This window comes from Spiroplasma endosymbiont of Zeiraphera isertana, assembly GCF_964030805.1.
Classification (GTDB): domain Bacteria; phylum Bacillota_I; class Bacilli_A; order Mycoplasmatales; family VBWQ01; genus Spiroplasma_E.
On the sequence record NZ_OZ034965.1, the window covers coordinates 1,051,368 to 1,075,657 of the forward strand.

Here is a 24,290-nt window from a genome sequence, read left to right on the forward strand (position 1 = left end):
TATTGTAAAAATTGTATTAAAAATTAATCAAATTTTTTAAAAAGGTGGTGAATATTATGTTAGGTAGATTTTTTAGAAAAGATAAAAGTAATATTAGTGATAATAAAAATGAAAAAGTAAAATTTTTAAATAATAAAAATAAAAGTACTCATGCTTCAATTTTAAATTATTTTGGTTTTAATGATTTTAATCATGAAACTTATTTCACTGATTTTGTAGCAGAAAATAATTTTAATTTTCAAAAAAACTCTTGATGAAATAAAAAAAATCATCAACCTGGCCTAAAATTTGATTTTATTTAATTTTGGGATTTATTTTTTTTACAAACTGAAATATAATGCTTCAGATTTTGCATAAGGTGATATTTTATAATGTTGGTATTTAAATTTTCATAAATTGAGGTAATTTTGAATATTGGTAAATCCAATGCCATGATAATGAGTAATAAATTCTTTTAAACTTGATTGTATTTTACTGATATTACTTAAATTTTTATAATTTAATTCTTTATTTTCTGTTGATTTAAATTTCTTGAGAGTACATTTTGTTTGTTTAGCTACTGTATCATATAGTATTTGCATATCACAAACTATAATTGATTTTTCTTCAATAAGCTTAGATTTTAAATTTTCTTGTACTCATTTTTTTGTTAATCTTTTAGTATTTGTTGTTTGAGCATAAATATTTTTATTTTCATCAATTGCCATTTCAATACAACAGTTTAAATCTTTAGCATTTTCTTCAATTCATTTTTTTCTTGGATCATCTGGATTTTTGAAATTTCCTTTATGAATTTCTTTGATAAAAGTTTCATCAATTTCAATTCTACCTTTTAATTTTGTGAATGGTTTTTGTGTTTTTGCTAATTGTGATGATTTCATAAATTTTTGACGATTAAATCATGCTGATGTTTTTGAAATTTTAGCAAATTGAGAAATAGTATAAGCAGATTGACCTAACAATGACAATCAAATTATTCAATCTCATTGTTCATGAGATAAATGACTTCAATGTAAAAAATGATTTCTTAAAGCATCAAAGCTACTTTTACAATCTTTGCATAAATATTTTTGCTTATTATTCTTAAAACCATTTTTTACACATCAATAAGATTTACAATTTGGACATTGAATTCCTTTTTCTTTAAATTTTTTATCAATTGCATCTAATTTTTCTTTTTTCTCAATTTGTTTAATTCTATTTTTAAAATGTCTAATAATTTTTATAAATTCTTCATCTTTTTTGTTTTTTAAAACATCAATTAATTCATTATTAGTCACAAAAAATCACCCCTGATATAAAAATATTACTTTTAATTTAAAATTAAAAGTAATATCAAGATTTTTTGTGAAAATTAAAAGAAAATAATGCTAATTTATATAATGCTCCATTAGACATTAATAATGAAACTATTAAACAATATTTAATTAAACAAGAGTTTTATAGAAAAAATTGAAATTCTATTTTTAAATTAAGTAAATTAGGAATTAGTGGTTATTTAATTTTTATTGCTAATGATGACTTATATTTTCAAGTAGTAGATATACAACAAAGAGTTTATGATATTACTGGTAAATTAATTCAATGTACTATTTTTTATGATAGTTATCAACAAAATGCACAAATGGTAAGATTATTTGAAATTTATACATTAAATAATGAACAAGTAACTATTAATCGTGCAATTTATAGTATTAATGACAATAAAAAACAATTTCCATTATCTTTTAAAGAATAGACTTGGTGCAAAACTAAGGTAATTCAAAATTATATATTCCTGCTATTAAGGTAATGTTTAGTAATCTGTGTAACTTACAAAAATAACTATGTTTAATTAATTCTAGTAAATATAATTAAATGACTAGAAAGAGTGAGTTACAAATGGTTAAAAAACAAAACATTAATAATAATGATCCAATATCACAAGCAGTAGATTTATTACTAGAAAATACTGAAGATTTAACAACAGTTTTTAAAGAAGGAGGTTTATATAAAGAATTAACAAAAAGATTAGTGGAAAAAATGTTGAATTCTGAAATGCAAAATTATTTAGGATATGAAAAAAATCAACATAGTAATAGTGAAAATGCTCGTAATGGCATAACTTCAAAAAAATTAATAACTCAAGAAGGTAAAATTGAAATTGATGTACCACGAGATCGTAATAGTAATTTTACTCCTGTAATAGTGCCAAAAAGACAAAGAAGATTTGATGGTTTTGATCAACAAGTTCTTTCACTATATGCAAAAGGTATGACAGTATCTGACATTAGAATGCAGTTGCAAGAGTTATATCATGGTGCATATATTAGTGAAATTACTGATGATGTGATAGATGATGTTAAAGCATGGCAAAATCGGCCATTAGAAAGTATTTATCCGATTGTTTATTTTGATTGTATAGTAGTTAAAGTACGACAAGATAAACGGATTATTAACAAATCAGTTTATATAGCACTAGGAGTTGATTTAGAAGGTAAAAAAGATGTTTTAGGTTTATGAATTAGCGAAAATGAAGGTTCTAAATTTTGATTATCTAATTTTACAGAAATGAAAAATCGAGGCTTAAATGATATTCTTATTGCTTGTAGTGATAATTTAACAGGCATGTCAGAAGCAATACAATCAGTTTATCCTAAAACCGAACATCAATTATGCATAGTTCATCAAATTAGAAATAGTTTAAAATATGTTTCATACAAACATCGAAAATCTCTAGTTACAGATTTAAAACCAATTTATAGTGCATGTAGTGAAGAACAAGCAATGCAAGCTTTAGAATCGTTTGAAAATAAATGAAATAAACAATATCCTCAAATTACTAAATCTTGATATCAAAATGGAGATAATTTAATGGTTTTTATTAGTTATCCACCAGAAATTAAAAGAGTAATTTATACTACAAATGCTATTGAATCTGTTAATAGTCAATTACGAAAAGTTATTAGAAATAAAAAAGTTTTTCCTAACGATATGGCAGTTTTCAAAATATTTTACTTAGCAATTGAAAATATAACAAAAAAATGAACAATGCCTATTCAAAATTGAAATACAGCAATTGCTCATTTTATGATAAAATTTGAAGACAGAATTAATCTAAACTAGTACCTTGTAAAACAAAGATACACAGATTACATAAAAGCCTCGCTATTAAATTAAATCTTAATGCAAATCTTCGTATTTTATTGCGATATTTTAAACTTAAAATTTTAAAACGTTTTAGTTTAGCAAATACGTGTTCAATTTTAATTCTAATTTTACTTAAAGTTTTATTGTATTCTTTTTGAATTGGTGTTAATTGATTGTATTTACTTTTTTTAAATGGCAAAAATGTATTTTTATGAATATTTTGTATACCTTGATAACCCGAATCAACAAAAACTTGTTTTTCTGGATGAATAAAAGTTTTAGATTTTAGAAGCAATTTAAAATCATGAATGCTTCCAAAACAAAAATCAGTTGAAATAATTTTTCCATTGGAAATATCAATAATTATTTGGGATTTGAGAGAATGATGTTTATTTTTACCTGAAAAAAGTAATTTTAGTTTTTTTTAATTCTTTCAATTGGAGTTTCAGTAGCATCAATAGCTAACAAATTATTATTAGTACCTTTATTTTTTGTTAAATCTTTTTTTCCAGGTAAATTAAAAATTCCGCTTTTTATTAAAATATTTTCAATTCAAAAAATATTACGAATGCAACTAGTATGACTAATATTATATCTTTTTGCAATAACTCTATAACTACTATAGTCTTTTCAATATTCTAAAGTCATTAATAAACGCTCTTCAATTACAATTTTATTTTTTCTACCACCATAATATTTTGTTTAGACTCAGCAATTTTTAAAATTTCAAGAATTTTATAAAATGTTTGTGGCTTTATGCTGACTAAACTATAAAATTCTTGATCATCTTTATATTTTTTAAACATAATAACTATCACCTTTAATATTAATAATAATCGTTAAATTGTTAAAATTAAAGGTTTTGCACCAAGTCTATTGAATCGATTTCAAAAAAATAAACAAAATGCAGGCAGAAAATTAATAATTTTAACTTTAACAGAAATTAATAGTATTAATAATTTGTTAATTACTAAAAAGTATGATCTTGATATAATTGCTAACTTTTTAAAGGAAAATAAAATAAAAAGTATTTCAACAAAAACTTTATATAACATGTTTAAAACAAATCGAATGGGTTTTGATGAAAATAACTTATTGAGAAAAGGCAAAAATAAATCTCACAAACAAAAAGAAACTAGGGGCAAAATTAATAATTGTAAGTCTATTCATGAAAGAAATTTAATCATTCCTAATATTAAAAATATACAAGAATTTGGTCATTTAGAAGGTGATACTATCATTGGCAAAGATCATAAAAGTTCTATTATTACTTTGGCTGATATATGATCAAAAACCACAATTCCTTTAGTAACTAAAAATCATAAATCAGAAAATATTACGAAAAGTATAATAAAATTTATTTCAAAGTTACAAAAAGGAACAGTTAAAACCATTACTTTTGATCGTGGTAAAGAATTTAGTAAATGAAGATTAATCGAAAAAATTTGTAATGTCAAAATTTATTTTGTAGATCCTGGTAAACCTTGCCAAAGGGGTTTAAATGAAAATAATAATGGTATTTTAAGAAGATATTTACCAAAATCTACAGATCTATCTTCATATAAACAAAAAGATTTAAATTTTATAGCATTTCAAATTAATTCTACACCCAGAAAATCGCTCTCTTATAAAAGACCAATAGATTTAATACAATTATTTTAAAAAACTGTCCCATTTATATTTACAACTCAGGTAAAAATTAAATTGTGTTAGTTCTATAATTAAGAAAAGAAAGTAATTAGCGCAATGTATAAGTATCTGAGTATTGAATCAATAATAGCAATAAAAGAATATAAAAATTATGGATTTTCGATTCGTAAAATAGCAAAAATTGTTGATTATAGTAAATCAACTGTACATAGAGTTTGTAGATTATTAAATAAAAACTTATTGCCATTAGAAATATTGAATCAATTTCAAAAAAATAAACAAAATGCAGGCAGAAAATTAATAATTTTAAATTTAACAGAAATTAATAGTATTAATCATTTGTTAATTACTAAAAAGTATGCTCTTGATATAATTGCTAACTTTTTAAAGGAAAATAAAATAAAAAGTATTTCAACAAAAACTTTATATAACATGTTTAAAACAAATCGAATGGGTTGTGATGAAAATAACTTATTGAGAAAAGGCAAAAATAAATCTCACAAACAAAAAGAAACTAGGGGCAAAATTAATAATTGTAAGTCTATTCATGAAAGAAATTTAATCATTCCTAATATTAAAAATATACAAGAATTTGGTCATTTAGAAGGTGATACTATCATTGGCAAAGATCATAAAAGTTCTATTATTACTTTGGCTGATATATGATCAAAAACCACAATTCCTTTAGTAACTAAAAATCATAAATCAGAAAATATTACGAAAAGTATAATAAAATTTATTTCAAAGTTACAAAAAGGAACAGTTAAAACCATTACTTTTGATCGTGGTAAAGAATTTAGTAAATGAAGATTAATCGAAAAAATTTGTAATGTCAAAATTTATTTTGCAGATCCTGGTAAACCTTGCCAAAGGGGTTTAAATGAAAATAATAATGGTATTTTAAGAAGATATTTACCAAAATCTACAGATCTATCTTCATATAAACAAAAAGATTTAAATTTTATAGCATTTCAAATTAATTCTACACCCAGAAAATCGCTCTCTTATAAAAGACCAATAGATTTAATACAATTATTTTAAAAAACTGTCCCATTTATATTTACAACTCAGGAAATTTATGGCACAAGAAGATTAAAAGTCATATTAGAAAACCAAGAAATTTATTTATCAAGACGAAAAATTAAAGAAATTATGAATAAACATAATTTAATATCAAAATACACTAAATTAAGACACAAAAATCATCATAATAAAGTCAATGATAGTCAAATAACTAATCTTGCTAATAGAAACTTTAAGAATAGGATTAAAAATGAAGTTATTGTTAGTGATTTAACTTATGTTCAAGTAAATAGTAAGTGAAACTATATTTGTTTATTAATAGACCTATTTAACCGCGAAATTATTGGACATAGTGTAGGCACTAAAAAAGATGCATCATTAGTATATGAAGCATTTATGCAATCCAATCGCTGTTTAAAAGATATTCAAATATTTCATAGCGATCGAGGTAATGAATTTAATAATAAAATTATTGATAAACTTTTACTAGCATTCAATATTACTCGCTCTTTAAGCAAAAAAGGTTGTCCTTATGACAATGCTGTTGCTGAAGCAACTTTTAAAACTTTCAAAACTGAATTTATTAATGATAAAAATTTTAGATCATTAATCCAATTAAAATTAGAATTATTTGATTATATCAATTGATATAACAACATAAGAATCCACAGCACTTTAAACTACTTAACTCCAGTTAATTATCAAAAACAAATGTCTACCAAAAAATAGTCCTAAAAAGTGTTGCCGTGCCAACAGAACAAATTTCATCATTGATATCAGAACAAATACCACACTTCACAGAAGATCAAATACAAGCGTTTACAAAGGAACAAATTTATTGACTTATTTATATCCAAATTCAAGCATTAACACCACAACAAATTCCGGTGTTTACAAAAGAACAAATAGAAAAATTTACAAGCGAACAAATACCATTTTTTAATGAAAAACAAATTCAAACATTAACAGAGACACAAATTTTGTCACTTACAACAGAACAAATTACTTGATTCACCAAAAAACAAACACAAACTTTTACAAAGGAGCAAATCTCAGCATTCACAAAAGAACAAATTCAAGCATTAACACCACAACAAATTACTTATTTTATGGATACACAAATTCCATATTCTAATGAAAAACAAATACCCTGATTTACAACTGAACAAATTCAAGCACTCACACCAACTCAAATTTCGGTTTTTACATCAAAACAAGTTTTAGCAATAGCAGAAGAACAAATACCATATTTTAATAAAAAAAATCAAAGCATTTACACCCACACAAATTGAGTCATTTACAGAAGAACAAATTAAAAATTCACCACAACTTTTATTAAGAAAAGAAGAAATTAAAAGTTTTAATTCAAAAGAAATAAATATAATTTAAATAATGAAACTTTAAGTAGTGAAATTAAGAATAATTCAAAAAAATTATAAAATTTATTTTATATAAATTCTTATTGTTTCTAATAAGATATTTTATTTTTTCTTTTATTAATTTGAACTTAAATTTTAGATTCATATTTTTTATAATATTTTAGGTAAATCAATTCTAAAAAAAATATCTAATTTTTCTCATGCAATATTACGTTGACTTTCTTCAGTATCTATTCACTGATCAAAGGCTTCGGCAAATAAATCAAGATGTGATTCTCGACCATATTCACTTCTCACAATACCATATGCTAAAAGTTTTTGATAAATTGGATCGTTAATTTTTGTACCATTTGCTAATGATGAAATCATATAATTAGTTTCATCAGTTATTTCTCCTTTTTCTAGATTATCTTTTAATAAATAAGATGAATTAAAATAATTATTTCATCATTTTTTAGGATCATTATCTGCAAGTGAATTTATTCTTTGTTTTCCTTGAAAATTTAAACGAATAAAAGAACCTAAAGCATGACCATATTCATGAACAATTGTTCTAATAATACTTTTTGAAGCTTTATAACCACTAACATATTGCCAATATTGAGTTCTTTTACTAAGAGAATTTGGATTTATTGCCATAACTTGAACTAATGAATAATTTTGAAATTGTGAATCATAAACATAACCAGATTTAACAAAACCAAATAAGCCATTTTTATTAATTTTAGCCACTCGATATAAAAGTTTAAGAACATTTTTTTTACCATAAATTTGTGCAAATATATTATAAAATCGAACTAATTTATCTTTTATCTCTGCTTTTTCATTAGCATTTATTGTAGATGAATTAATTAATGTATCCCAATTAACATTTGTATAAGTTTTGCCAAGATTATTAGTATTAATTTGATTTTGTAAATCAGAAAAATCTGTAAAATTACTCTTATTATTTGCTAACAAGTTAAATTCATTAATCGATTCTTTTTTTGCCTGATATTGAATTTTTTCTTCTAAATTAGTAACAAAGTTTAGTTTTTTACTAGTTTTATTAAATCAATTTTGCGGATTTTTTAAATATCATTGTTTTAAACTAGCAGCATCTTCACCTTCAATAAAATTTATGCGATCACTTACTACTTTATTAATTCTCTTATTGATATCAGGAACAATATAATTACCAGAAATATCTTGCTCATTTTCATCAGCTAAATCATAATCATTATTAGTACAACCTCACCTACAAGCAATAACATTTATTGTTGTTGCACTAACCAAAATATAATTTAAAAAAAATCTAATTATTTTTCTCATAACTTTATCTCCTGAATCTATATTTAAATAATTAGGAATTTATATTAATTTAATTATGCTATCATGAAATATTTAACTTATAATAAGGTATTTCTGTATAACTTTCTGATACTTTTGTTGAAAAAGCAAATATTTTTGATCCTGGTTTAGGAGTTATTTTTGCAGTTTTTAATTTTTTATTAAAACTCTCAATAAGAAATTCATTATATAAAATATCTTTATACTTATCAGCAATTTTTTTACCAAGTGTCTTTACTACAACATCATAAAATAATTTATTTTTATTATTTTCTGTATATAATCATTCTAACTTAATGTCAATTTCTTCATCATTTTTTGGTTGTTTACCTTGGTAGTTAATAAAAACTCGATTATTTTCTGTTGGTAATGGTAAAAAGTTTGCTTTAAATGATGAATAATTCATAATATTTTCAATTGCAAAACTAAATTCAATCTTTCCTTAATTATTAAAATTGGGAAAACTTAACTCATATATTTTTAATGCTGAACTAGTTACAGCAGATGTAATATCATTTTCATAAAATTTTATTAATTTATTACGATTTCCCAAATATTCCATAACTGTTGCAAATCCCCCAAATTGACTTGTTGGATGTAAGAATGTGCTTTTTTCATACATATCAGTATTAAAATAAATTTTTCCAAGATTTTGTTCATAAAAAATATCCGAAAATTCTACTGGCTTATTTAAAATATCTATTTTCCCTTGAAAGTGACTATTACTTTTTGCTATTAAAGAAATATTTTTATTATCTTGATTAATTAGTACATCTAAATCATTATTAGAAAACTTAGTACCATTCATAATATTAATTGCTTCTAAAATTAAATCTTTATCAACTATTCCGTTTTTTTTCAAAACTTTTACTATAAGGCAATGCTTTTTTAGTTATTATTTGACTAATATCATTACTTAATCAAAGCCAATTAACCCCTTTAACTAAAAAAGGTAAATCTGTTGTATCTGGCATATAACGAATAATAGCCTTTGTCATTCCATCTAACATATCAACATCAATATTATCAGTATTCATTTTTTCTTTTCTTAATTCACTTTTCAAACTAAATGAATTAGGAATTATAGTATAAGTTTCTTTAATACTATTATTTATTTTGCTTAGATTCGTACTTAATACATTTCCAAAAGTTCCTACAGTTGTTCCAAATGTTAAAAAACTTAATGTTGCTAATAATAATTTCATAAATTAAAACCCCTTTATATTAATAATGTAATTCTACATGATTTCTATGTTTACTTCTTTCTAATTACTTTTACCATTAATAGTATTCATTATTACAAATAATACTTAAGTTATTATTATATTTAATTTAAAAAAATGATTAATAAAGCATATACATTGCCGTAATCAAGAAAAAAATAAAAAAAACTTTATTAGTTATTGCAAATTATACTTTTCTTCAATATAATAATTAAGGTTTAGTAAATGCCCGGTTAGCTCAGCGGCAGAGCATTCGACTGTTAATCGAAGTGTCATAGGTTCAAATCCTATACTGGGCGCCATTATTCTAAACTCTTGTTTTCTACGGCTCGTTGGTGAATTGGTAAACACATAGGATTTTCATTCCTACATTACGGGTTCGATCCCCGTACGAGTCACCATTAATTAATATTTAGACTGCAAGTATTATAATTACTTGTTTTTTATTCCCCTAGATGTCTCGTTAGCTCAATTGGCAGAGCATCAGACTCTTAATATGAGGGTTGTAGGTTCGAGACCTATACGGGACACCAAAATGCGGAATTGGCGAAACTGGCAGACGCACCAGATTTAGGCTCTGGCGCCGAAAGGCATGAGGGTTCAAGTCCCTTGTTCCGCACCATACATTATTTTATTAACCTTTATGTTTTTCATTAAAGGTTTTTTTTCTTGAAATTTTTATTATATAAAAATTAAAATAAAATATTATGTTTAAAATATAATATTTTATTTTAATTTAAGAAATTTTATTCTATGGAAATATATAGTATTTTATTATTTTATCTTTATAATATTAATAAAATAATAGAAAAAAGAAAGCAGGAAATGATTGATGGTAAAAATAATTTTTACTGATGTAGATGGTACTTTATTTGATAGTGGAAGTGCCTTAAGCGAAATTAATCTTAATGCTTGTTTAAAAGCTCAAAAAAATAATATTAAAGTTGTAATTAATACAGGTAGATATGGTGAAAATGCTATTCGTGTTGGTAAAATGATTAATGCTGAAAAATATGATGGTTATATTATTGGTAATGATGGCGCTGAAATTTGATCATATACTAAACAAAAATGAATTTATTTACAACAATTAAATTCAGAAACAACAATTAAACTTTATGAATGATTAACCAAATATAATAAACAAATGATTTTACATTTTAATAGTATTGATACTTTGTATGTTAACCATGCGGCTAATAGTTGAATTACATGAGTTGAAAATCTGCAAATTAAAATTATTAAGTTAACTAATAGTACTGATATTAAAATGCCAATTTCAAAAGTAATGGTTATTTTAGAAAAATATTGAAAGGCTAATGAAATTACAAAATTCATTAATAATTTTGAAACTAACTTTCCGGATTTAACAATTGTTCAATATCATACAAATGTTTTTTCAATTGGTAATAAAAACATTAATAAAGGTTCAGCACTACAATGATTATGTAATCATTTAAATATTGACACTAAAGATGCATTAACGATTGGTGATGGATTTAATGATTTACCAATGTTTGAAGTATCTGGTCATCCAATAGTAATGGAAAATGCTAATATTGCTTTAAAACCATATGGTAAAACTATTGCTCCAAATAATGATGAACATGGAGTTGGATATATTATTAATAATTATGTTTTTAAAAAATAAAAACTTAATATTTTTAAAAATATACTATTATAGTTTATTAAAACACTAATAATTAAAATATATTATAATAATAATAGGAAATTATCCCCACATGTACTAGTGTGGAGGAAAAAAATGAATTGAAATGAATTCAATAGCATATTTCAAACTGAAAACGATTGTTTGAAATATATAGCGAAGTTGAAAATAATAGACTTGGTGCAAAACCTTTAATTTTAACAATTTAACGATTATTATTAATATTAAAGGTGATAGTTATTATGTTGAAAAAATATAAAGATGATCAAGAATTTTATAGTTTAGTCGGCATAAAGCCACAAACATTTTATAAAATGCTTGAAATTTTAAAAATTGCTGAGTCTAAACAAAAATATTGTGGTGGTAGAAAAAATAAAATTGTAATTGAAGAGCGTTTATTAATGACTTGAGAATATTGAAAAGACTATAGTAGTTATAGAGTTATTGCAAAAAGATATAATATTAGTCATACTAGTTGCATTCGTAATATTTTTTGAATTGAAAATATTTTAATAAAAAGCGGAATTTTTAATTTACCCGGAAAAAAAGATTTAACAAAAAATAAAGGTACTAATAATAATTTGTTAGCTATTGATGCTACTGAAACTCCAATTGAAAGAATTAAAAAAAACTAAAATTACTTTTTTCAGGTAAAAAGAAACATCATTCTCTCAAATCCCAAATAATTATTGATATTTCCAATGGAAAAATTATTTCAACCGCTTTTTGTTTTGGAAGCATTCATGATTTTAAATTGCTTCTAAAATCTAAAACTTTTATCCATCCAGAAAAACAAGTTTTTGTTGATTCAGGTTATCAAGGTATACAAAATATTTATGAAAATACATTTTTGCCATTTAAAAAAAGTAAATACAATCAATTAACACCAATTCAAAAAGAATACAATAAAACTTTAAGTAAAATTAGAATTAAAATTGAACACGTATTTGCTAAACTAAAACGTTTTAAAATTTTAAGTTTAAAATATCGCAATAAAATACGAAGATTTGCATGAAGATTTAATTTAATAGCAGGAATATATAATTTTGAATTACCTTAGTTTTGCACCAAGTCTAATGTAAAAAATGATTTCTTAAAGCATCAAAGCTACTTTTACAATCTTTGCATAAATATTTTTGCTTATTATTCTTAAAACCATTTTTGACACATCAATAAGATTTACAATTTGGACATTGAATTCCTTTTTCTTTAAATTTTTTATCAATTGCATCTAATTTTTCTTTTTTCTCAATTTGTTTAATTCTATTTTTAAAATGTCTAATAATTTTTATAAATTCTTCATCTTTTTTGTTTTTTAAAACATCAATTAATTCATTATTAGTCACAAAAAATCACCCCTGATATAAAAATATTACTTTTAATTTTAAATTAAAAGTAATATCAAGATTTTTTGTGAAAATTAAAAGATTGACCTAACAATGACAATCAAATTATTCAATCTCATTGTTCATGAGATAAATGACTTCAATGTAAAAAATGATTTCTTAAAGCATCAAAGCTACTTTTACAATCTTTGCATAAATATTTTTGCTTATTATTCTTAAAACCATTTTTTACACATCAATAAGATTTACAATTTGGACATTGAATTCCTTTTTCTTTAAATTTTTTATCAATTGCATCTAATTTTTCTTTTTCTCAATTTGTTTAATTATATTTTTAAAATGTCTAATAATTTTTATAAATTCTTCATCTTTTTTGTTTTTTAAAACATCAATTAATTCATTATTAGTCACAAAAAATCACCCCTGATATAAAAATATTACTTTTAATTTAAAATTAAAAGTAATATCAAGATTTTTTGTGAAAATTAAAAAAATATTTTAATAAAAAGCGGAATTTTTAATTTACCTGGAAAAAAAGATTTAACAAAAAATAAAGGTACTAATAATAATTTGTTAGCTATTGATGCTACTGAAACTCCAATTGAAAGAATTAAAAAAAACTAAAATTACTTTTTTCAGGTAAAAAGAAACATCATTCTCTCAAATCCCAAATAATTATTGATATTTCCAATGGAAAAATCATTTCAACTGCTTTTTGTTTTGGAAGCATTCATGATTTTAAATTGCTTCTAAAATCTAAAACTTTTATTCATCCAGAAAAACAAGTTTTTGTTGATTCAGGTTATCAAGGTATACAAAATATTCATAAAAATACATTTTTGCCATTTAAAAAAAGTAAATACAATCAATTAACACCAATTCAAAAAGAATACAATAAAACTTTAAGTAAAATTAGAATTAAAATTGAACACGTATTTGCTAAACTAAAACGTTTTAAAATTTTAAGTTTAAAATATCGCAATAAAATACGAAGATTTGCATTAAGATTTAATTTAATAGCAGGAATATATAATTTTGAATTACCTTAGTTTTGCACCAAGTCTAATACATAAAGAACAATTTAATAATAAATTAAATGAAATTAAAAATCATTATACAAAAAATAATTTAAATAATAAATGGCTTTTCTCCCTTTATGTACTATTTTTAATTTTATCACATAAATGCTGAGAAAAGCCTATCTACGGACTTCTCCCCACATTTTTAAATCAAACATAACATTACAGTTTCAAAACTAGGTATGTTATTGAATTTATATGCTGATTCTTTTGCATATAAATGAACATGATGTTTTTCAACTTTGATATGTGTTTTAAATGTTCGTCTGATGTGCTTTCATGCCGATTCAATCTGGTTTATGTTTACACCAGTTTTTGAAACATAGCCATCTTGATGGTTAACTGTTTCATGCTTAGTGAAAACTGATTTAAAATGGCGATATCCTTTTCAAGAATCAGTATGTACATCACACTTTGAAGAAATGTGGTTTCTTGCAAATTGCAAAAGATTTTTTTGATTTGCATTTTTCAACACTTTCACAATTAAATTATTGGTTGTTTTTTCATAAATCCCAACAATCAAAGTTTTATTTTTTAAGGATCTTCCTTGTTTTTTAAAACCCATATGTGAAAGATACATTTCATCCATTTGCACTATGCCCTCAACAATGAATTGAGGTTCTTGTTTTGCAATTGCACTTCGGATTTTATGACCCATTCTTCAAGCAGTTTTCAAAGTTACTCCCAATTCTTTTGCAACATCAGTTGATGGAATTCCATGTTTGGTGTTTATTCATCTAAAGATGAGATAAAACCAAGATGTCAAAGGTGTTTGTGACTTGTAAAAAATGGTGTCATGAAGAATACTAAATGTTTGATGACATTTCAAACATCTTATTCTTCTTAAATCAGAAGTATTCAAATTTGTTCAAGAACACCTCATACATTTGTTTTCCTTCAAACTTGCTATATATTTCAAACAATCTTTTTCTGTTTGAAATATATTGTTGAACTCATTCAATTTCATTGTTTCCTCCACAAGTACATGTGGGGAGAAGTCCGTAATAAATTTATAAAAGATATAAGTAATAATGTATTAAATAAATATAAAAAAATTAAGGAGTAAATAATGACTAAAGAAATTGAACAACAAATTAAAAATTTTACTATTCAAATAAGTCAAAAATTAAATAAAAATGAACAAGAAGTTTTAAATAAAATTATTAATAATTATATAAATTTAAGTAAAACTTTAAATGAAATAACTAATAAACATAAAAAAGAACATTAAAATATCTATATTTAATATATAAAATATGATATAATTAACATAAAGAAGATAGCTATAGGATTATAATTAATCTGTACACTGGTGATATATGATGAATTTCATGTCTTCTTTTTTTTATTTAGATAAATATAAAAAAAGTTACCTTAATTGGTAACTTTTTAATTAGGTGCCAACCTAATCATATACAAAATGAATTATACTTACCTAATGTGTAAGTATTTTCATATTATACATTATTTTAAGATTATGGAAAAATATTATTTTCAAAAGAAAGCAAAAAATAGAGAAGCAACTATTATCATCAAAATTATTGTTGCTGTCATTATAATAATTATTAAAAAAAACTTATTATTATAGATTTTATCAACAAATTTTTCCTTTTCTATTTCATGAGTTATAACATTTTTTTTAATTTTCACAAAAAATCTTGATATTACTTTTAATTTTAAATTAAAAGTAATATTTTTATATCGGGGGTGATTTTTTGTGACTAATAATGAATTAATTGATGTTTTAAAAAACAAAAAAGATGAAGAATTTATAAAAATTATTAGACATTTTAAAAATAGAATTAAACAAATTGAGAAAAAATAAAAATTAGATGCAATTGATAAAACATTTAAAGAAAAAGGAATTCAATGTCCAAATTGTAAATCTTATTGATGTGTAAAAAATGGTTTTAAGAATAATAAGCAAAAATATTTATGCAAAGATTGTAAAAGTAGCTTTGATGCTTTAAGAAATCATTTTTTACATTGAAGTCATTTATCTCATGAACAATGAGATTGAATAATTTGATTGTCATTGTTAGGTCAATCTGCTTATACTATTTCTCAATTTGCTAAAATTTCAAAAACATCAGCATGATTTAATCGTCAAAAATTTATGAAATCATCACAATTAGCAAAAACACAAAAACCATTCACAAAATTAAAAGGTAGAATTGAAATTGATGAAACTTTTATCAAAGAAATTCATAAAGGAAATTTCAAAAATCCAGATGATCCAAGAAAAAAATGAATTGAAGAAAATGCTAAAGATTTAAACTGTTGTATTGAAATGGCAATTGATGAAAATAAAAATATTTATGCTCAAACAACAAATACTAAAAGATTAACAAAAAAATGAGTACAAGAAAATTTAACATCTAAGCTTATCGAAGAAAAATCAATTATAGTTTGTGATATGCAAATACTATATGATACAGTAGCTAAACAAACAAAATGTACTCTCAAGAAATTTAAATCAAAAGAAAATAAAGAATTAAATTATAAAAATTTAAGTAATATCAGTAAAATACAATCAAGTTTAAAAGAATTTATTACTCATTATCATGGCATTGGATTTACCAATATTCAAAATTACCTCAATTTATGAAAATTTAAATACCAACATTATAAAATATCACCTTATGCAAAATCTGAAGCATTATATTTCAGTTTGTAAAAAAAATAAATCCAAAAATTAAATAAAATCAAATTTTAGGCCAGGTTGATGATTTTTTTTATTTCATCAAGAGTTTTTTTGAAAATTAAAACATTTTTTTGTATCCATAATTTACTCCTTGATTATTTAATAATATTATATTATCATAATTATCTTGAATTTAGTATTATTTTATATATATTTGCTTTAATATTATTAATATATATTCTAGCGTATGCTTTATCATCTTCACCAATTTTACCTGTAATATATCACATATCTTCAATTTTACCTATTGTTGTTTGTAAATAAAAATTTCATTTAAGATAGTTATTAACTATACAAAAACCTAATAATTGATTATTTTCATATTTTATGTTTCAACCACCAACATTACCATTATCATTTATAGTAAAGTTATAACCATTTAAATGATAATCGGTATCAGTTCTTCCGTACATATATGATATCCCACTTTCTCTTTCAAGTTGTACAGTAGTTCCTTGTTTATTATGATTTCAGTGATAAATATGATTTCCATTACGTGGTGGTATATCTCTAAAAATTAAATCTTTTAATTGAATTGCTTTAAAACCAACATCTTTTTTTGGATTTAAAAAATTTTCTTCTATGGAAAAATCAGTATATAAAGTTGATGTTATAGTGGGAATTGAATTATTATGAATTTCTTTTTCTGTTTCAATATCATAATCATAATAGACTTGGTGCAAAACCTTTAATTTTAACAATTTAACGATTATTATTAATATTAAAGGTGATAGTTATTATGTTGAAAAAATATAAAGATGATCAAGAATTTTATAGTTTAGTCGGCATAAAGCCACAAACATTTTATAAAATGTTTGAAATTTTAAAAATTGCTGAGTCTAAACAAAAATATTATGGTGGTAGAAAAAATAAAATTGTAATTGAAGAGCGTTTATTAATGACTTTAGAATATTGAAAAGACTATAGTAGTTATAGAGTTATTGCAAAAAGATATAATATTAGTCATACTAGTTGCATTCGTAATATTTTTTGAATTGAAAATATTTTAATAAAAAGCGGAATTTTTAATTTACCTGGAAAAAAAGATTTAACAAAAAATAAAGGTACTAATAATAATTTGTTAGCTATTGATGCTACTGAAACTCCAATTGAAAGAATTAAAAAAAACTAAAATTACTTTTTTCAGGTAAAAAGAAACATCATTCTCTCAAATCCCAAATAATTATTGATATTTCCAATGGAAAAATTATTTCAACTGCTTTTTGTTTTGGAAGAATTCATGATTTTAAATTGCTTCTAAAATCTAAAACTTTTATTCATCCAGAAAAACAAGTTTTTGTTGATTCAGGTTATCAAGGTATACAAAATATTCATAAAAATACATTTTTGCCATTTAAAAAAAGTAAATACAATCAATTAACACCAATTCAAAAATAATACAATAAAACTTTAAGTAAAATTAGAATTAAAATTGAACACGTATTTGCTAAACTAAAACGTTTTAAAATTTTAAGTTTAAAATATCGCAATAAAATACGAAGATTTGCATTAAGATTTAATTTAATAGCAGGAATATATAATTTTGAATTACCTTAGTTTTGCACCAAGTCTAATATTTTCAATTCAAAAAATATTACGAATGCAACTAGTATGACTAATATTATATCTTTTTGCAATAACTCTATAACTACTATAGTCTTTTCAATATTCTAAAGTCATTAATAAACGCTCTTCAATTACAATTTTATTTTTTCTACCACCATAATATTTTTGTTTAGACTCAGCAATTTTTAAAATTTCAAACATTTTATAAAATGTTTGTGGCTTTATGCCGACTAAACTATAAAATTCTTGATCATCTTTATATTTTTTTAACATAATAACTATCACCTTTAATATTAATAATAATCGTTAAATTGTTAAAATTAAAGGTTTTGCACCAAGTCTATTGTAAAATTAAACAGGACACTTATATAAAAATTAAATTGTGTTAGTTCTATAATTAAGAAAAGAAAGGAATTAGCGCAATGTATAAGTATCTGAGTATTGAATCAATAATAGCAATAAAAGAATATAAAAATTATGGATTTTCGATTCGTAAAATAGCAAAAATTGTTGATTATAGTAAATCAACCGTACATAGAGTTTGTAGATTATTAAATAAAAACTTATTGCCATTAGAAATATTGAATCAATTTCAAAAAAATAAACAAAATGCAGGCAGAAAATTAATAATTTTAACTTTAACAGAAATTAATAGTATTAATCATTTGTTAATTACTAAAAAGTATGCTCTTGATATAATTGCTAACTTTTTAAAGGAAAATAAAATAAAAAGTATTTCAACAAAAACTTTATATAACATGTTTAAAACAAATCGAATGGGTTTTGATGAAAATAACTTATTGAGAAAAGGCAAAAATAAATCTCACAAACAAAAAGAAACTAGGGGCAAAATTAATAATTGTAAGTCTATTCATGAAAGAAATTTAATCATTCCTAATATTAAAAATATACAAGAATTTGGTCATTTAGAAGGTGATACTATCATTGGCAAAGATCATAAAAGTTCTATTATTACTTTGGCTGATATATGATCAAAAACCACAATTCCTTTAGTAACTAAAAATCATAAATCAGAAAATATTACGAAAAGTATAATAAAATTTATTTCAAAGTTACAAAAAGGAACAGTTAAAACCATTACTTTTGATCGTGTTAAAGAATTTAGTAAATGAAGATTAATCGAAAAAATTTTTTAATTTTCAAAAAAACTCTTGATGAAATAAAAAAAATCATCAACCTGGCCTAAAATTTGATTTTATTTAATTTTGGGATTTATTTTTTTTACAAACTGAAATATAATGCTTCAGATTTTGCATAAGGTGATATTTTATAATAGACTTGGTGAAAAACCTTTAATTTTAACAATTTAACGATTATTATTAATATTAAAGGTGATAGTTATTATGTTGAAAAAATATAAAGATGATCAAGAATTTTATAGTTTAGTCGGCATAAAGCCACAAACATTTTATAAAATGCTTGAAATTTTAAAAATTGCTGAGTCTAAACAAAAATATTATGGTGGTAGAAAAAATAAAATTGTAATTGAAGAGCGTTTATTAATGACTTTAGAATATTGAAAAGACTATAGTAGTTATAGAGTTATTGCAAAAAGATATAATATTAGTCATACTAGTTGCATTCGTAATATTTTTTGAATTGAAAATATTTTAATAAAAAGCGGAATTTTTAATTTACCTGGAAAAAAGGATTTAACAAAAAATAAAGGTACTAATAATAATTTGTTAGCTATTGATGCCACTGAAACTCCAATTGAAAGAATTAAAAAAAACTAAAATTACTTTTTTCAGGTAAAAAGAAACATCATTCTCTCAAATACCAAATAATTATTGATATTTCCAATGGAAAAATTATTTCAACTGCTTTTTGTTTTGGAAGCATTCATGATTTTAAATTGCTTCTAAAATCTAAAACTTTTATTCATCCAGAAAAACAAGTTTTTGTTGATTCAGGTTATCAAGGTATACAAAATATTCACAAAAATACATTTTTGCCATTTAAAAAAAGTAAATACAATCAATTAACACCAATTCAAAAAGAATACAATAAAACTTTAAGTAAAATTAGAATTAAAATTGAACACGTATTTGCTAAACTAAAACGTTTTAAAATTTTAAGTTTAAAATATCGCAATAAAATACGAAGATTTGCATTAAGATTTAATTTAATAGCAGGAATATATAATTTTGAATTACCTTAGTTTTGCACCAAGTCTAATTAAAGAAATATAAAAAAAGTTACCAATTAAGGTAACTTTTTTTATATTTTTGATAAATTTCATTTATTTTGACTTGTTGAAGGTTTATCAATATCTTCTAAATTAATTGTTTCTCAATCATTATTTTCTCTTTCTTTTACTAATAGAGAAAGTTTGTTCTTATAATCATCAATTATCAGTTGATTAATTCTAATCAACTTTTCATCAGGGTTTGGTTCAACATTATTTTTTGCTTCTATAATACGTATCATTTCCTGTAAAATAGATATCTTTTGATCAAGCTCTGCTCTTTTTTCTTTTAATTTTCAAAAAAACTCTTGATGAAATAAAAAAAAATCATCAACCTGGCCTAAAATTTGATTTTATTTAATTTTGGGATTTATTTTTTTTACAAACTGAAATATAATGCTTCAGATTTTGCATAAGGTGATATTTTATAATGTTGGTATTTAAATTTTCATAAATTGAGGTAATTTTGAATATTGGTAAATCCAATGCCATGATAATGAGTAATAAATTCTTTTAAACTTGATTGTATTTTACTGATATTACTTAAATTTTTATAATTTAATTCTTTATTTTCTTTTGATTTAAATTTCTTGAGAGTACATTTTGTTTGTTTAGCTACTGTATCATATAGTATTTGCATATCACAAACTATAATTGATTTTTCTTCGATAAGCTTAGATGTTAAATTTTCTTGTACTCATTTTTTTGTTAATCTTTTAGTATTTGTTGTTTGAGCATAAATATTTTTATTTTCATCAATTGCCATTTCAATACAACAGTTTAAATCTTTAGCATTTTCTTCAATTCATTTTTTTCTTGGATCATCTGGATTTTTGAAATTTCCTTTATGAATTTCTTTGATAAAAGTTTCATCAATTTCAATTCTACCTTTTAATTTTGTGAATGGTTTTTGTGTTTTTGCTAATTGTGATGATTTCATAAATTTTTGACGATTAAATCATGCTGATGTTTTTGAAATTTTAGCAAATTGAGAAATAGTATAAGCGGATTGACCTAACAATGACAATCAAATTATTCAATCTCATTGTTCATGAGATAAATGACTTCAATGTAAAAAATGATTTCTTAAAGCATCAAAGCTACTTTTACAATCTTTGCATAAATATTTTTGCTTATTATTCTTAAAACCATTTTTTACACATCAATAAGATTTACAATTTGGACATTGAATTCCTTTTTCTTTAAATTTTTTATCAATTGCATCTAATTTTTCTTTTTTCTCAATTTGTTTAATTCTATTTTTAAAATGTCTAATAATTTTTATAAATTCTTCATCTTTTTTGTTTTTTAAAACATCAATTAATTCATTATTAGTCACAAAAAATCACCCCTGATATAAAAATATTACTTTTAATTTTAAATTAAAAGTAATATCAAGATTTTTTGTGAAAATTAAAACTTTTTTCTTCATTTTGTCTAGCCATTTAAATTTCCCCTTTCAAAAAAATAAAGTACTTTTTTATTTATTATTAATTTATATATTATCTAATATTTATATTTTGTTCATTTAAAAATTAATGAATTTCCAACAACAGTTATATCAGAAAGAGCCATCGCAATTGCAGCCAACGGTGGAATAATAAATCCGGCAGCAGCTAATGGAATAATGATAATATTATAACTAAATGCTCAAATAAAATTCATTCAAATATTATTTTTAGTTTTTTTAGTTAAAACAATAGCCTTATAAACAATACTAATATCATTATCAAGAATAGTAATATCACCAATTTTTTTAGCAATATCACTACCAGATCCCATTGCAATTGCTAAATCAGATTGTTCTAAGGCAATAACATCATTAATACCATCACCAACAAACGCTACTTTTTTCCCTTTTGCTTGTAAATCAGCAACAATTTGTGATTTACCTTGTGGTGTAACATTAGCAAAGTATGTTTCTATCCCAACGCGATTAGCAATAGCAAGTGTTTGTGATTCATTATCACCACTAATTAAAATAACCTCAATTCCCTGTTTTTTAACTTTTTCAATTGTTAATAATGCATTTGTTTGTAATTCATCTTCTAAAATAAAAATATTAGTAACAACTTTATTAATTGACAATGCCAATACTTTCTGGCTAGGAGTAACTGTTTCAAAATCAAATGTTTTTAGAAATGGACTAAATGGCATTTTTGCTTTTTGTAAATTTTCAAGTGATGAAATTTGTAATTCTTCAGTTTGATATTTTGCTTTAATACCAAAACCAATTTGTTCTTTAACTTCGGTAATTGTCAATGATTGTCCAACATTATTAGTATTAGCATATAAATAAAAAGCTAAAGCCAAAGGATGTGTTGAATGTTTTTCCATAGCAATTGCCTTATTAACATGTTTTTCTTGACCATAAATTTTAGTAATAACCAAATTACCAGTAGTTAATGTTCCTGTTTTATCAAAACAAATGGTATCAATCTTAGTAATTTTTTCAAAAGCACTAGCCTTATTATAAATGATTCCTATTTTTGCTGCTTTATTAATTCCAACAGCAACTGCTAATGGTGTTGCAATCCCTAATGCACAAGGACAAGCAATTATTAAAGTTGCAATTGCAATTTCTAATGATTCTTGCACACCATTACCTACTGCAAAATAACGAATAAGAAAAACTAAAATGGCAATTAAAATAACAGTTGGTGTAAATCACCCAGAAATTTTATCAGCCAATTTTTGTAATTTTGGTTTCTGAGATTGTGCATCTTCAACTGCCTTAATAATACTTGCTAATACTGTGTCTTTACCAATTTTAGTTGCTTTCATCCTAAAACTATCACCAACATTATTAGTTCCACCAATTAAATTTTGGTTAACTTGTTTCGTAATAACTTGCGATTCACCAGTTAACATTGATTCATTAATAAATGCTTCTTCACTAATTAATTGACCATCAGTAGGAATATTTTCACCTTTTCGAATAATTAAAATATCATTTAATTGTACATCTTCAATATTAATAAAAGTTTCTGTTTTGGTATTATAATCATATTTTAAGATTGATTTTGGTTTTAATGACATTAAACTTTCTAAGCCACTAGTAGCCCTTTTCTGTGCAACAGCACTAATTAAATCACCAAGTAAAACAATCATAATAATTGAAGCACTAACTTCAAAATATAAGTGTTCGGTTTTATTAATTATCATTAAATAAATAGAAAAAATAAATGCCGTTGTTGTTCCTAGCGCTACTAAAGTATGCATACCAGGTCATTTTTGTTTAATTAATTCTCGATAAATACCAATATAAAATTTACGACCAAAATAAAATTGAATTGGAATTGATAGTGCAAGTTGAACATAAGGATTACGTAAACTATCAAAAAATGAAGTATTAGGTATCATAATTAATAATAATGGTAGTAACAATATTCAACAAATAATAAGTTCAATTAAATCACGTAATTTAACATTATGTTGATGATTATGATGTTGTTCTGACATATGAGATTGATGTTGTTCACTACTATGACTATGACTACTATGATCATCTGTAATATCTTTCATATCAACTTGGTGACTCGTTTTTATATCTTTAATCTCAGTTTCAAACTTACAAATTTCATATCCTAAATGATGCATTGCTTTTTTAATTTTTTTTTCATTTCAAAACTTAGGATCATAACTAAATTGTGCTTTTTTAGTAGCAAAATTGATACTAACAGTAATACCATCTTCTTTAGTAAAATGTCTTTCGATGACACTAGCACAAGAGGTACATGAAACATCTGACAGTACTGTTCTACTAATAACAAAATTATCATTTATATCACTTGTATTATTCATATTAACTTCATCTCCTCCAATTTTAATGTTTTAATCTTTTTTATTATTTTTTAACACACAATATATACAAAAATAAATTATAAACATTTTAATGTTAAAAAATATTAAAAACACTAAATCCCCAATTATGTTATTGGGGATTTATTACCTTAAAAAGTAATATATTTATATTATAACATA

Annotated in this window: 31 protein-coding genes, 4 tRNA genes and 3 pseudogenes; 22 read left to right on the forward strand and 16 right to left on the reverse strand. The window is 23.2% G+C overall.

Features of this window, described 5'->3' with window-relative positions; all coding sequences use genetic code 4:
* Positions 1 to 56: 56 nt before the first annotated feature.
* Positions 57 to 302, forward strand: coding sequence for a hypothetical protein (locus tag AAHM78_RS07330; RefSeq protein ID WP_342254831.1), 246 nt, complete (start codon positions 57 to 59; stop codon positions 300 to 302).
* Between the two features lie 18 nt (positions 303 to 320).
* Here AAHM78_RS07330 and AAHM78_RS07335 read toward each other — a convergent pair whose 3' ends face one another.
* Positions 321 to 1,280, reverse strand: coding sequence for an IS1595 family transposase (locus AAHM78_RS07335; protein WP_342254832.1), 960 nt, complete (start codon positions 1,278 to 1,280; stop codon positions 321 to 323).
* 65 nt (positions 1,281 to 1,345) lie between these two features.
* On the opposite strand from AAHM78_RS07335, the gene AAHM78_RS07340 reads away from it, so the two are divergent.
* Both AAHM78_RS07340 and AAHM78_RS07345 read left to right on the forward strand, forming a co-directional pair.
* Positions 1,346 to 1,738, forward strand: a complete 393-nt coding sequence (locus AAHM78_RS07340; protein WP_342254833.1) for a hypothetical protein — start codon at positions 1,346 to 1,348, stop codon at positions 1,736 to 1,738.
* 143 nt (positions 1,739 to 1,881) lie between these two features.
* Positions 1,882 to 3,105 (forward strand): IS256 family transposase, encoded by a 1,224-nt coding sequence (locus AAHM78_RS07345; RefSeq protein ID WP_342255089.1) that lies wholly within the window; start codon positions 1,882 to 1,884, stop codon positions 3,103 to 3,105.
* On the opposite strand, the gene AAHM78_RS07350 is transcribed toward AAHM78_RS07345, so the two are convergent.
* The 3 genes from AAHM78_RS07350 to AAHM78_RS07360 are packed head-to-tail and all read right to left on the reverse strand — an operon-like array spanning position 3,092 to position 3,935.
* The gene (locus AAHM78_RS07350) at positions 3,092 to 3,493 is read right to left on the reverse strand and encodes a transposase family protein (protein WP_342255090.1); all 402 of its coding nucleotides are present in this window, start codon (positions 3,491 to 3,493) and stop codon (positions 3,092 to 3,094) included. The two genes, AAHM78_RS07345 and AAHM78_RS07350, sit on opposite strands and share 14 nt — an antisense overlap.
* A 50-nt stretch (positions 3,494 to 3,543) precedes the next feature.
* Positions 3,544 to 3,777 carry a transposase family protein gene (locus AAHM78_RS07355; RefSeq protein WP_342253542.1) on the reverse strand — a complete coding sequence of 78 codons (234 nt, stop codon included), beginning with the start codon at positions 3,775 to 3,777 and terminating at the stop codon, positions 3,544 to 3,546.
* 17 nt (positions 3,778 to 3,794) lie between these two features.
* A complete protein-coding gene (locus AAHM78_RS07360) occupies positions 3,795 to 3,935 on the reverse strand; it encodes a hypothetical protein (RefSeq protein ID WP_342254834.1) in 141 nt (46 codons plus the stop codon).
* Between the two features lie 67 nt (positions 3,936 to 4,002).
* On the opposite strand from AAHM78_RS07360, the pseudogene AAHM78_RS07365 reads away from it, so the two are divergent.
* The 4 genes and pseudogenes from AAHM78_RS07365 to AAHM78_RS07380 form a co-directional block, all read left to right on the forward strand.
* A pseudogene (locus tag AAHM78_RS07365) lies at positions 4,003 to 4,791 on the forward strand (IS30 family transposase); the annotation flags it as partial.
* Between the two features lie 84 nt (positions 4,792 to 4,875).
* Positions 4,876 to 5,820: an IS30 family transposase gene (locus AAHM78_RS07370; protein ID WP_342254836.1), complete on the forward strand. Its 945-nt coding sequence runs from the start codon at positions 4,876 to 4,878 to the stop codon at positions 5,818 to 5,820.
* Between the two features lie 15 nt (positions 5,821 to 5,835).
* Positions 5,836 to 6,531 carry an IS3 family transposase gene (locus AAHM78_RS07375; protein ID WP_342255091.1) on the forward strand — a complete coding sequence of 232 codons (696 nt, stop codon included), beginning with the start codon at positions 5,836 to 5,838 and terminating at the stop codon, positions 6,529 to 6,531.
* 17 nt (positions 6,532 to 6,548) lie between these two features.
* Positions 6,549 to 7,118 carry a hypothetical protein gene (locus AAHM78_RS07380; RefSeq protein WP_342254837.1) on the forward strand — a complete coding sequence of 190 codons (570 nt, stop codon included), beginning with the start codon at positions 6,549 to 6,551 and terminating at the stop codon, positions 7,116 to 7,118.
* A 213-nt stretch (positions 7,119 to 7,331) separates the two neighbouring features.
* Here AAHM78_RS07380 and AAHM78_RS07385 read toward each other — a convergent pair whose 3' ends face one another.
* Genes AAHM78_RS07385 through AAHM78_RS07400 form a run of 4 tightly spaced genes read right to left on the reverse strand, consistent with a single transcriptional unit; the run spans position 7,332 to position 9,715 of the window.
* Positions 7,332 to 8,492, reverse strand: a complete 1,161-nt coding sequence (locus tag AAHM78_RS07385; protein ID WP_342254838.1) for a hypothetical protein — start codon at positions 8,490 to 8,492, stop codon at positions 7,332 to 7,334.
* Between the two features lie 58 nt (positions 8,493 to 8,550).
* On the reverse strand, positions 8,551 to 8,916 hold the full coding sequence (locus AAHM78_RS07390) for a hypothetical protein (protein WP_342254839.1): 366 nt from the start codon (positions 8,914 to 8,916) through the stop codon (positions 8,551 to 8,553).
* Between the two features lie 36 nt (positions 8,917 to 8,952).
* Complete coding sequence (locus tag AAHM78_RS07395; protein ID WP_342254840.1) at positions 8,953 to 9,372, reverse strand: hypothetical protein; 420 nt, start codon at positions 9,370 to 9,372, stop codon at positions 8,953 to 8,955.
* The gene (locus AAHM78_RS07400; protein ID WP_342254841.1) at positions 9,347 to 9,715 is read right to left on the reverse strand and encodes a hypothetical protein; all 369 of its coding nucleotides are present in this window, start codon (positions 9,713 to 9,715) and stop codon (positions 9,347 to 9,349) included. Before AAHM78_RS07400 ends, AAHM78_RS07395 begins: the two co-directional genes overlap by 26 nt.
* A gap of 245 nt (positions 9,716 to 9,960) precedes the next feature.
* On the opposite strand from AAHM78_RS07400, the gene AAHM78_RS07405 reads away from it, so the two are divergent.
* The 7 genes from AAHM78_RS07405 (at position 9,961) to AAHM78_RS07435 (ending at position 12,462) form a co-directional block, all read left to right on the forward strand.
* Positions 9,961 to 10,035, forward strand: a tRNA-Asn gene (locus AAHM78_RS07405).
* Positions 10,036 to 10,059: 24 nt separating this feature from the next.
* Positions 10,060 to 10,134, forward strand: a tRNA-Glu gene (locus AAHM78_RS07410).
* A 56-nt stretch (positions 10,135 to 10,190) separates the two neighbouring features.
* Positions 10,191 to 10,266 (forward strand) — tRNA-Lys (locus AAHM78_RS07415).
* Positions 10,267 to 10,270: 4 nt separating this feature from the next.
* Positions 10,271 to 10,355, forward strand: a tRNA-Leu gene (locus AAHM78_RS07420).
* Between the two features lie 210 nt (positions 10,356 to 10,565).
* Complete coding sequence (locus tag AAHM78_RS07425) at positions 10,566 to 11,384, forward strand: Cof-type HAD-IIB family hydrolase (protein WP_342254842.1); 819 nt, start codon at positions 10,566 to 10,568, stop codon at positions 11,382 to 11,384.
* Positions 11,385 to 11,644: 260 nt separating this feature from the next.
* Entirely contained in the window at positions 11,645 to 12,037 is a 393-nt protein-coding gene (locus AAHM78_RS07430; RefSeq protein WP_342254843.1) for a transposase family protein, read from the forward strand.
* A gap of 59 nt (positions 12,038 to 12,096) precedes the next feature.
* A complete protein-coding gene (locus tag AAHM78_RS07435) occupies positions 12,097 to 12,462 on the forward strand; it encodes a transposase family protein (RefSeq protein WP_342255092.1) in 366 nt (121 codons plus the stop codon).
* Between the two features lie 13 nt (positions 12,463 to 12,475).
* Here AAHM78_RS07435 and AAHM78_RS07440 read toward each other — a convergent pair whose 3' ends face one another.
* Positions 12,476 to 12,748 carry an IS1/IS1595 family N-terminal zinc-binding domain-containing protein gene (locus AAHM78_RS07440; protein WP_342252841.1) on the reverse strand — a complete coding sequence of 91 codons (273 nt, stop codon included), beginning with the start codon at positions 12,746 to 12,748 and terminating at the stop codon, positions 12,476 to 12,478.
* A gap of 43 nt (positions 12,749 to 12,791) precedes the next feature.
* Entirely contained in the window at positions 12,792 to 13,049 is a 258-nt protein-coding gene (locus AAHM78_RS16890) for a transposase (protein ID WP_425289799.1), read from the reverse strand.
* Positions 13,050 to 13,431: 382 nt separating this feature from the next.
* Between AAHM78_RS16890 and AAHM78_RS07445 the strand changes: the two genes are divergently transcribed.
* A complete protein-coding gene (locus AAHM78_RS07445; protein ID WP_342254958.1) occupies positions 13,432 to 13,797 on the forward strand; it encodes a transposase family protein in 366 nt (121 codons plus the stop codon).
* Positions 13,798 to 13,972: 175 nt separating this feature from the next.
* On the opposite strand, the gene AAHM78_RS07450 is transcribed toward AAHM78_RS07445, so the two are convergent.
* Positions 13,973 to 14,794: an IS1595 family transposase gene (locus tag AAHM78_RS07450; protein WP_342252843.1), complete on the reverse strand. Its 822-nt coding sequence runs from the start codon at positions 14,792 to 14,794 to the stop codon at positions 13,973 to 13,975.
* Positions 14,795 to 14,896: 102 nt separating this feature from the next.
* On the opposite strand from AAHM78_RS07450, the gene AAHM78_RS07455 reads away from it, so the two are divergent.
* A complete protein-coding gene (locus tag AAHM78_RS07455; RefSeq protein ID WP_342253369.1) occupies positions 14,897 to 15,058 on the forward strand; it encodes a hypothetical protein in 162 nt (53 codons plus the stop codon).
* Between the two features lie 804 nt (positions 15,059 to 15,862).
* Positions 15,863 to 16,504: a transposase gene (locus AAHM78_RS07460; protein WP_342253548.1), complete on the forward strand. Its 642-nt coding sequence runs from the start codon at positions 15,863 to 15,865 to the stop codon at positions 16,502 to 16,504.
* Between the two features lie 149 nt (positions 16,505 to 16,653).
* Here AAHM78_RS07460 and AAHM78_RS07465 read toward each other — a convergent pair whose 3' ends face one another.
* A complete protein-coding gene (locus AAHM78_RS07465; protein WP_342254844.1) occupies positions 16,654 to 17,214 on the reverse strand; it encodes a hypothetical protein in 561 nt (186 codons plus the stop codon).
* A 56-nt stretch (positions 17,215 to 17,270) separates the two neighbouring features.
* Between AAHM78_RS07465 and AAHM78_RS07470 the strand changes: the two genes are divergently transcribed.
* Entirely contained in the window at positions 17,271 to 17,663 is a 393-nt protein-coding gene (locus AAHM78_RS07470) for a transposase family protein (protein ID WP_342252923.1), read from the forward strand.
* 2 nt (positions 17,664 to 17,665) lie between these two features.
* Positions 17,666 to 18,088 (forward strand): annotated as a pseudogene (locus tag AAHM78_RS07475) (transposase family protein).
* Here the strand turns inward: AAHM78_RS07475 and AAHM78_RS07480 are convergent.
* Complete coding sequence (locus AAHM78_RS07480) at positions 18,080 to 18,370, reverse strand: transposase family protein (protein WP_342254845.1); 291 nt, start codon at positions 18,368 to 18,370, stop codon at positions 18,080 to 18,082. The pseudogene AAHM78_RS07475 and the gene AAHM78_RS07480 sit on opposite strands and share 9 nt — an antisense overlap.
* A gap of 149 nt (positions 18,371 to 18,519) precedes the next feature.
* Here AAHM78_RS07480 and AAHM78_RS07485 point away from each other — a divergent pair.
* The 3 genes and pseudogenes from AAHM78_RS07485 to AAHM78_RS07495 form a co-directional block, all read left to right on the forward strand.
* Positions 18,520 to 19,245: pseudogene (locus AAHM78_RS07485) on the forward strand (IS30 family transposase); the annotation flags it as partial.
* A 216-nt stretch (positions 19,246 to 19,461) separates the two neighbouring features.
* The gene (locus AAHM78_RS07490) at positions 19,462 to 19,854 is read left to right on the forward strand and encodes a transposase family protein (protein WP_342252835.1); all 393 of its coding nucleotides are present in this window, start codon (positions 19,462 to 19,464) and stop codon (positions 19,852 to 19,854) included.
* A 59-nt stretch (positions 19,855 to 19,913) separates the two neighbouring features.
* Positions 19,914 to 20,279, forward strand: coding sequence for a transposase family protein (locus AAHM78_RS07495; protein ID WP_342254958.1), 366 nt, complete (start codon positions 19,914 to 19,916; stop codon positions 20,277 to 20,279).
* A 59-nt stretch (positions 20,280 to 20,338) separates the two neighbouring features.
* On the opposite strand, the gene AAHM78_RS07500 is transcribed toward AAHM78_RS07495, so the two are convergent.
* From AAHM78_RS07500 to AAHM78_RS07510, 3 genes are all read right to left on the reverse strand, one after another.
* Positions 20,339 to 20,548 (reverse strand): hypothetical protein, encoded by a 210-nt coding sequence (locus AAHM78_RS07500; RefSeq protein ID WP_342254847.1) that lies wholly within the window; start codon positions 20,546 to 20,548, stop codon positions 20,339 to 20,341.
* A gap of 137 nt (positions 20,549 to 20,685) precedes the next feature.
* Complete coding sequence (locus tag AAHM78_RS07505) at positions 20,686 to 21,645, reverse strand: IS1595 family transposase (protein ID WP_342252847.1); 960 nt, start codon at positions 21,643 to 21,645, stop codon at positions 20,686 to 20,688.
* Between the two features lie 167 nt (positions 21,646 to 21,812).
* A complete protein-coding gene (locus tag AAHM78_RS07510) occupies positions 21,813 to 24,110 on the reverse strand; it encodes a cation-translocating P-type ATPase (RefSeq protein ID WP_342254848.1) in 2,298 nt (765 codons plus the stop codon).
* Positions 24,111 to 24,290 lie beyond the last annotated feature (180 nt).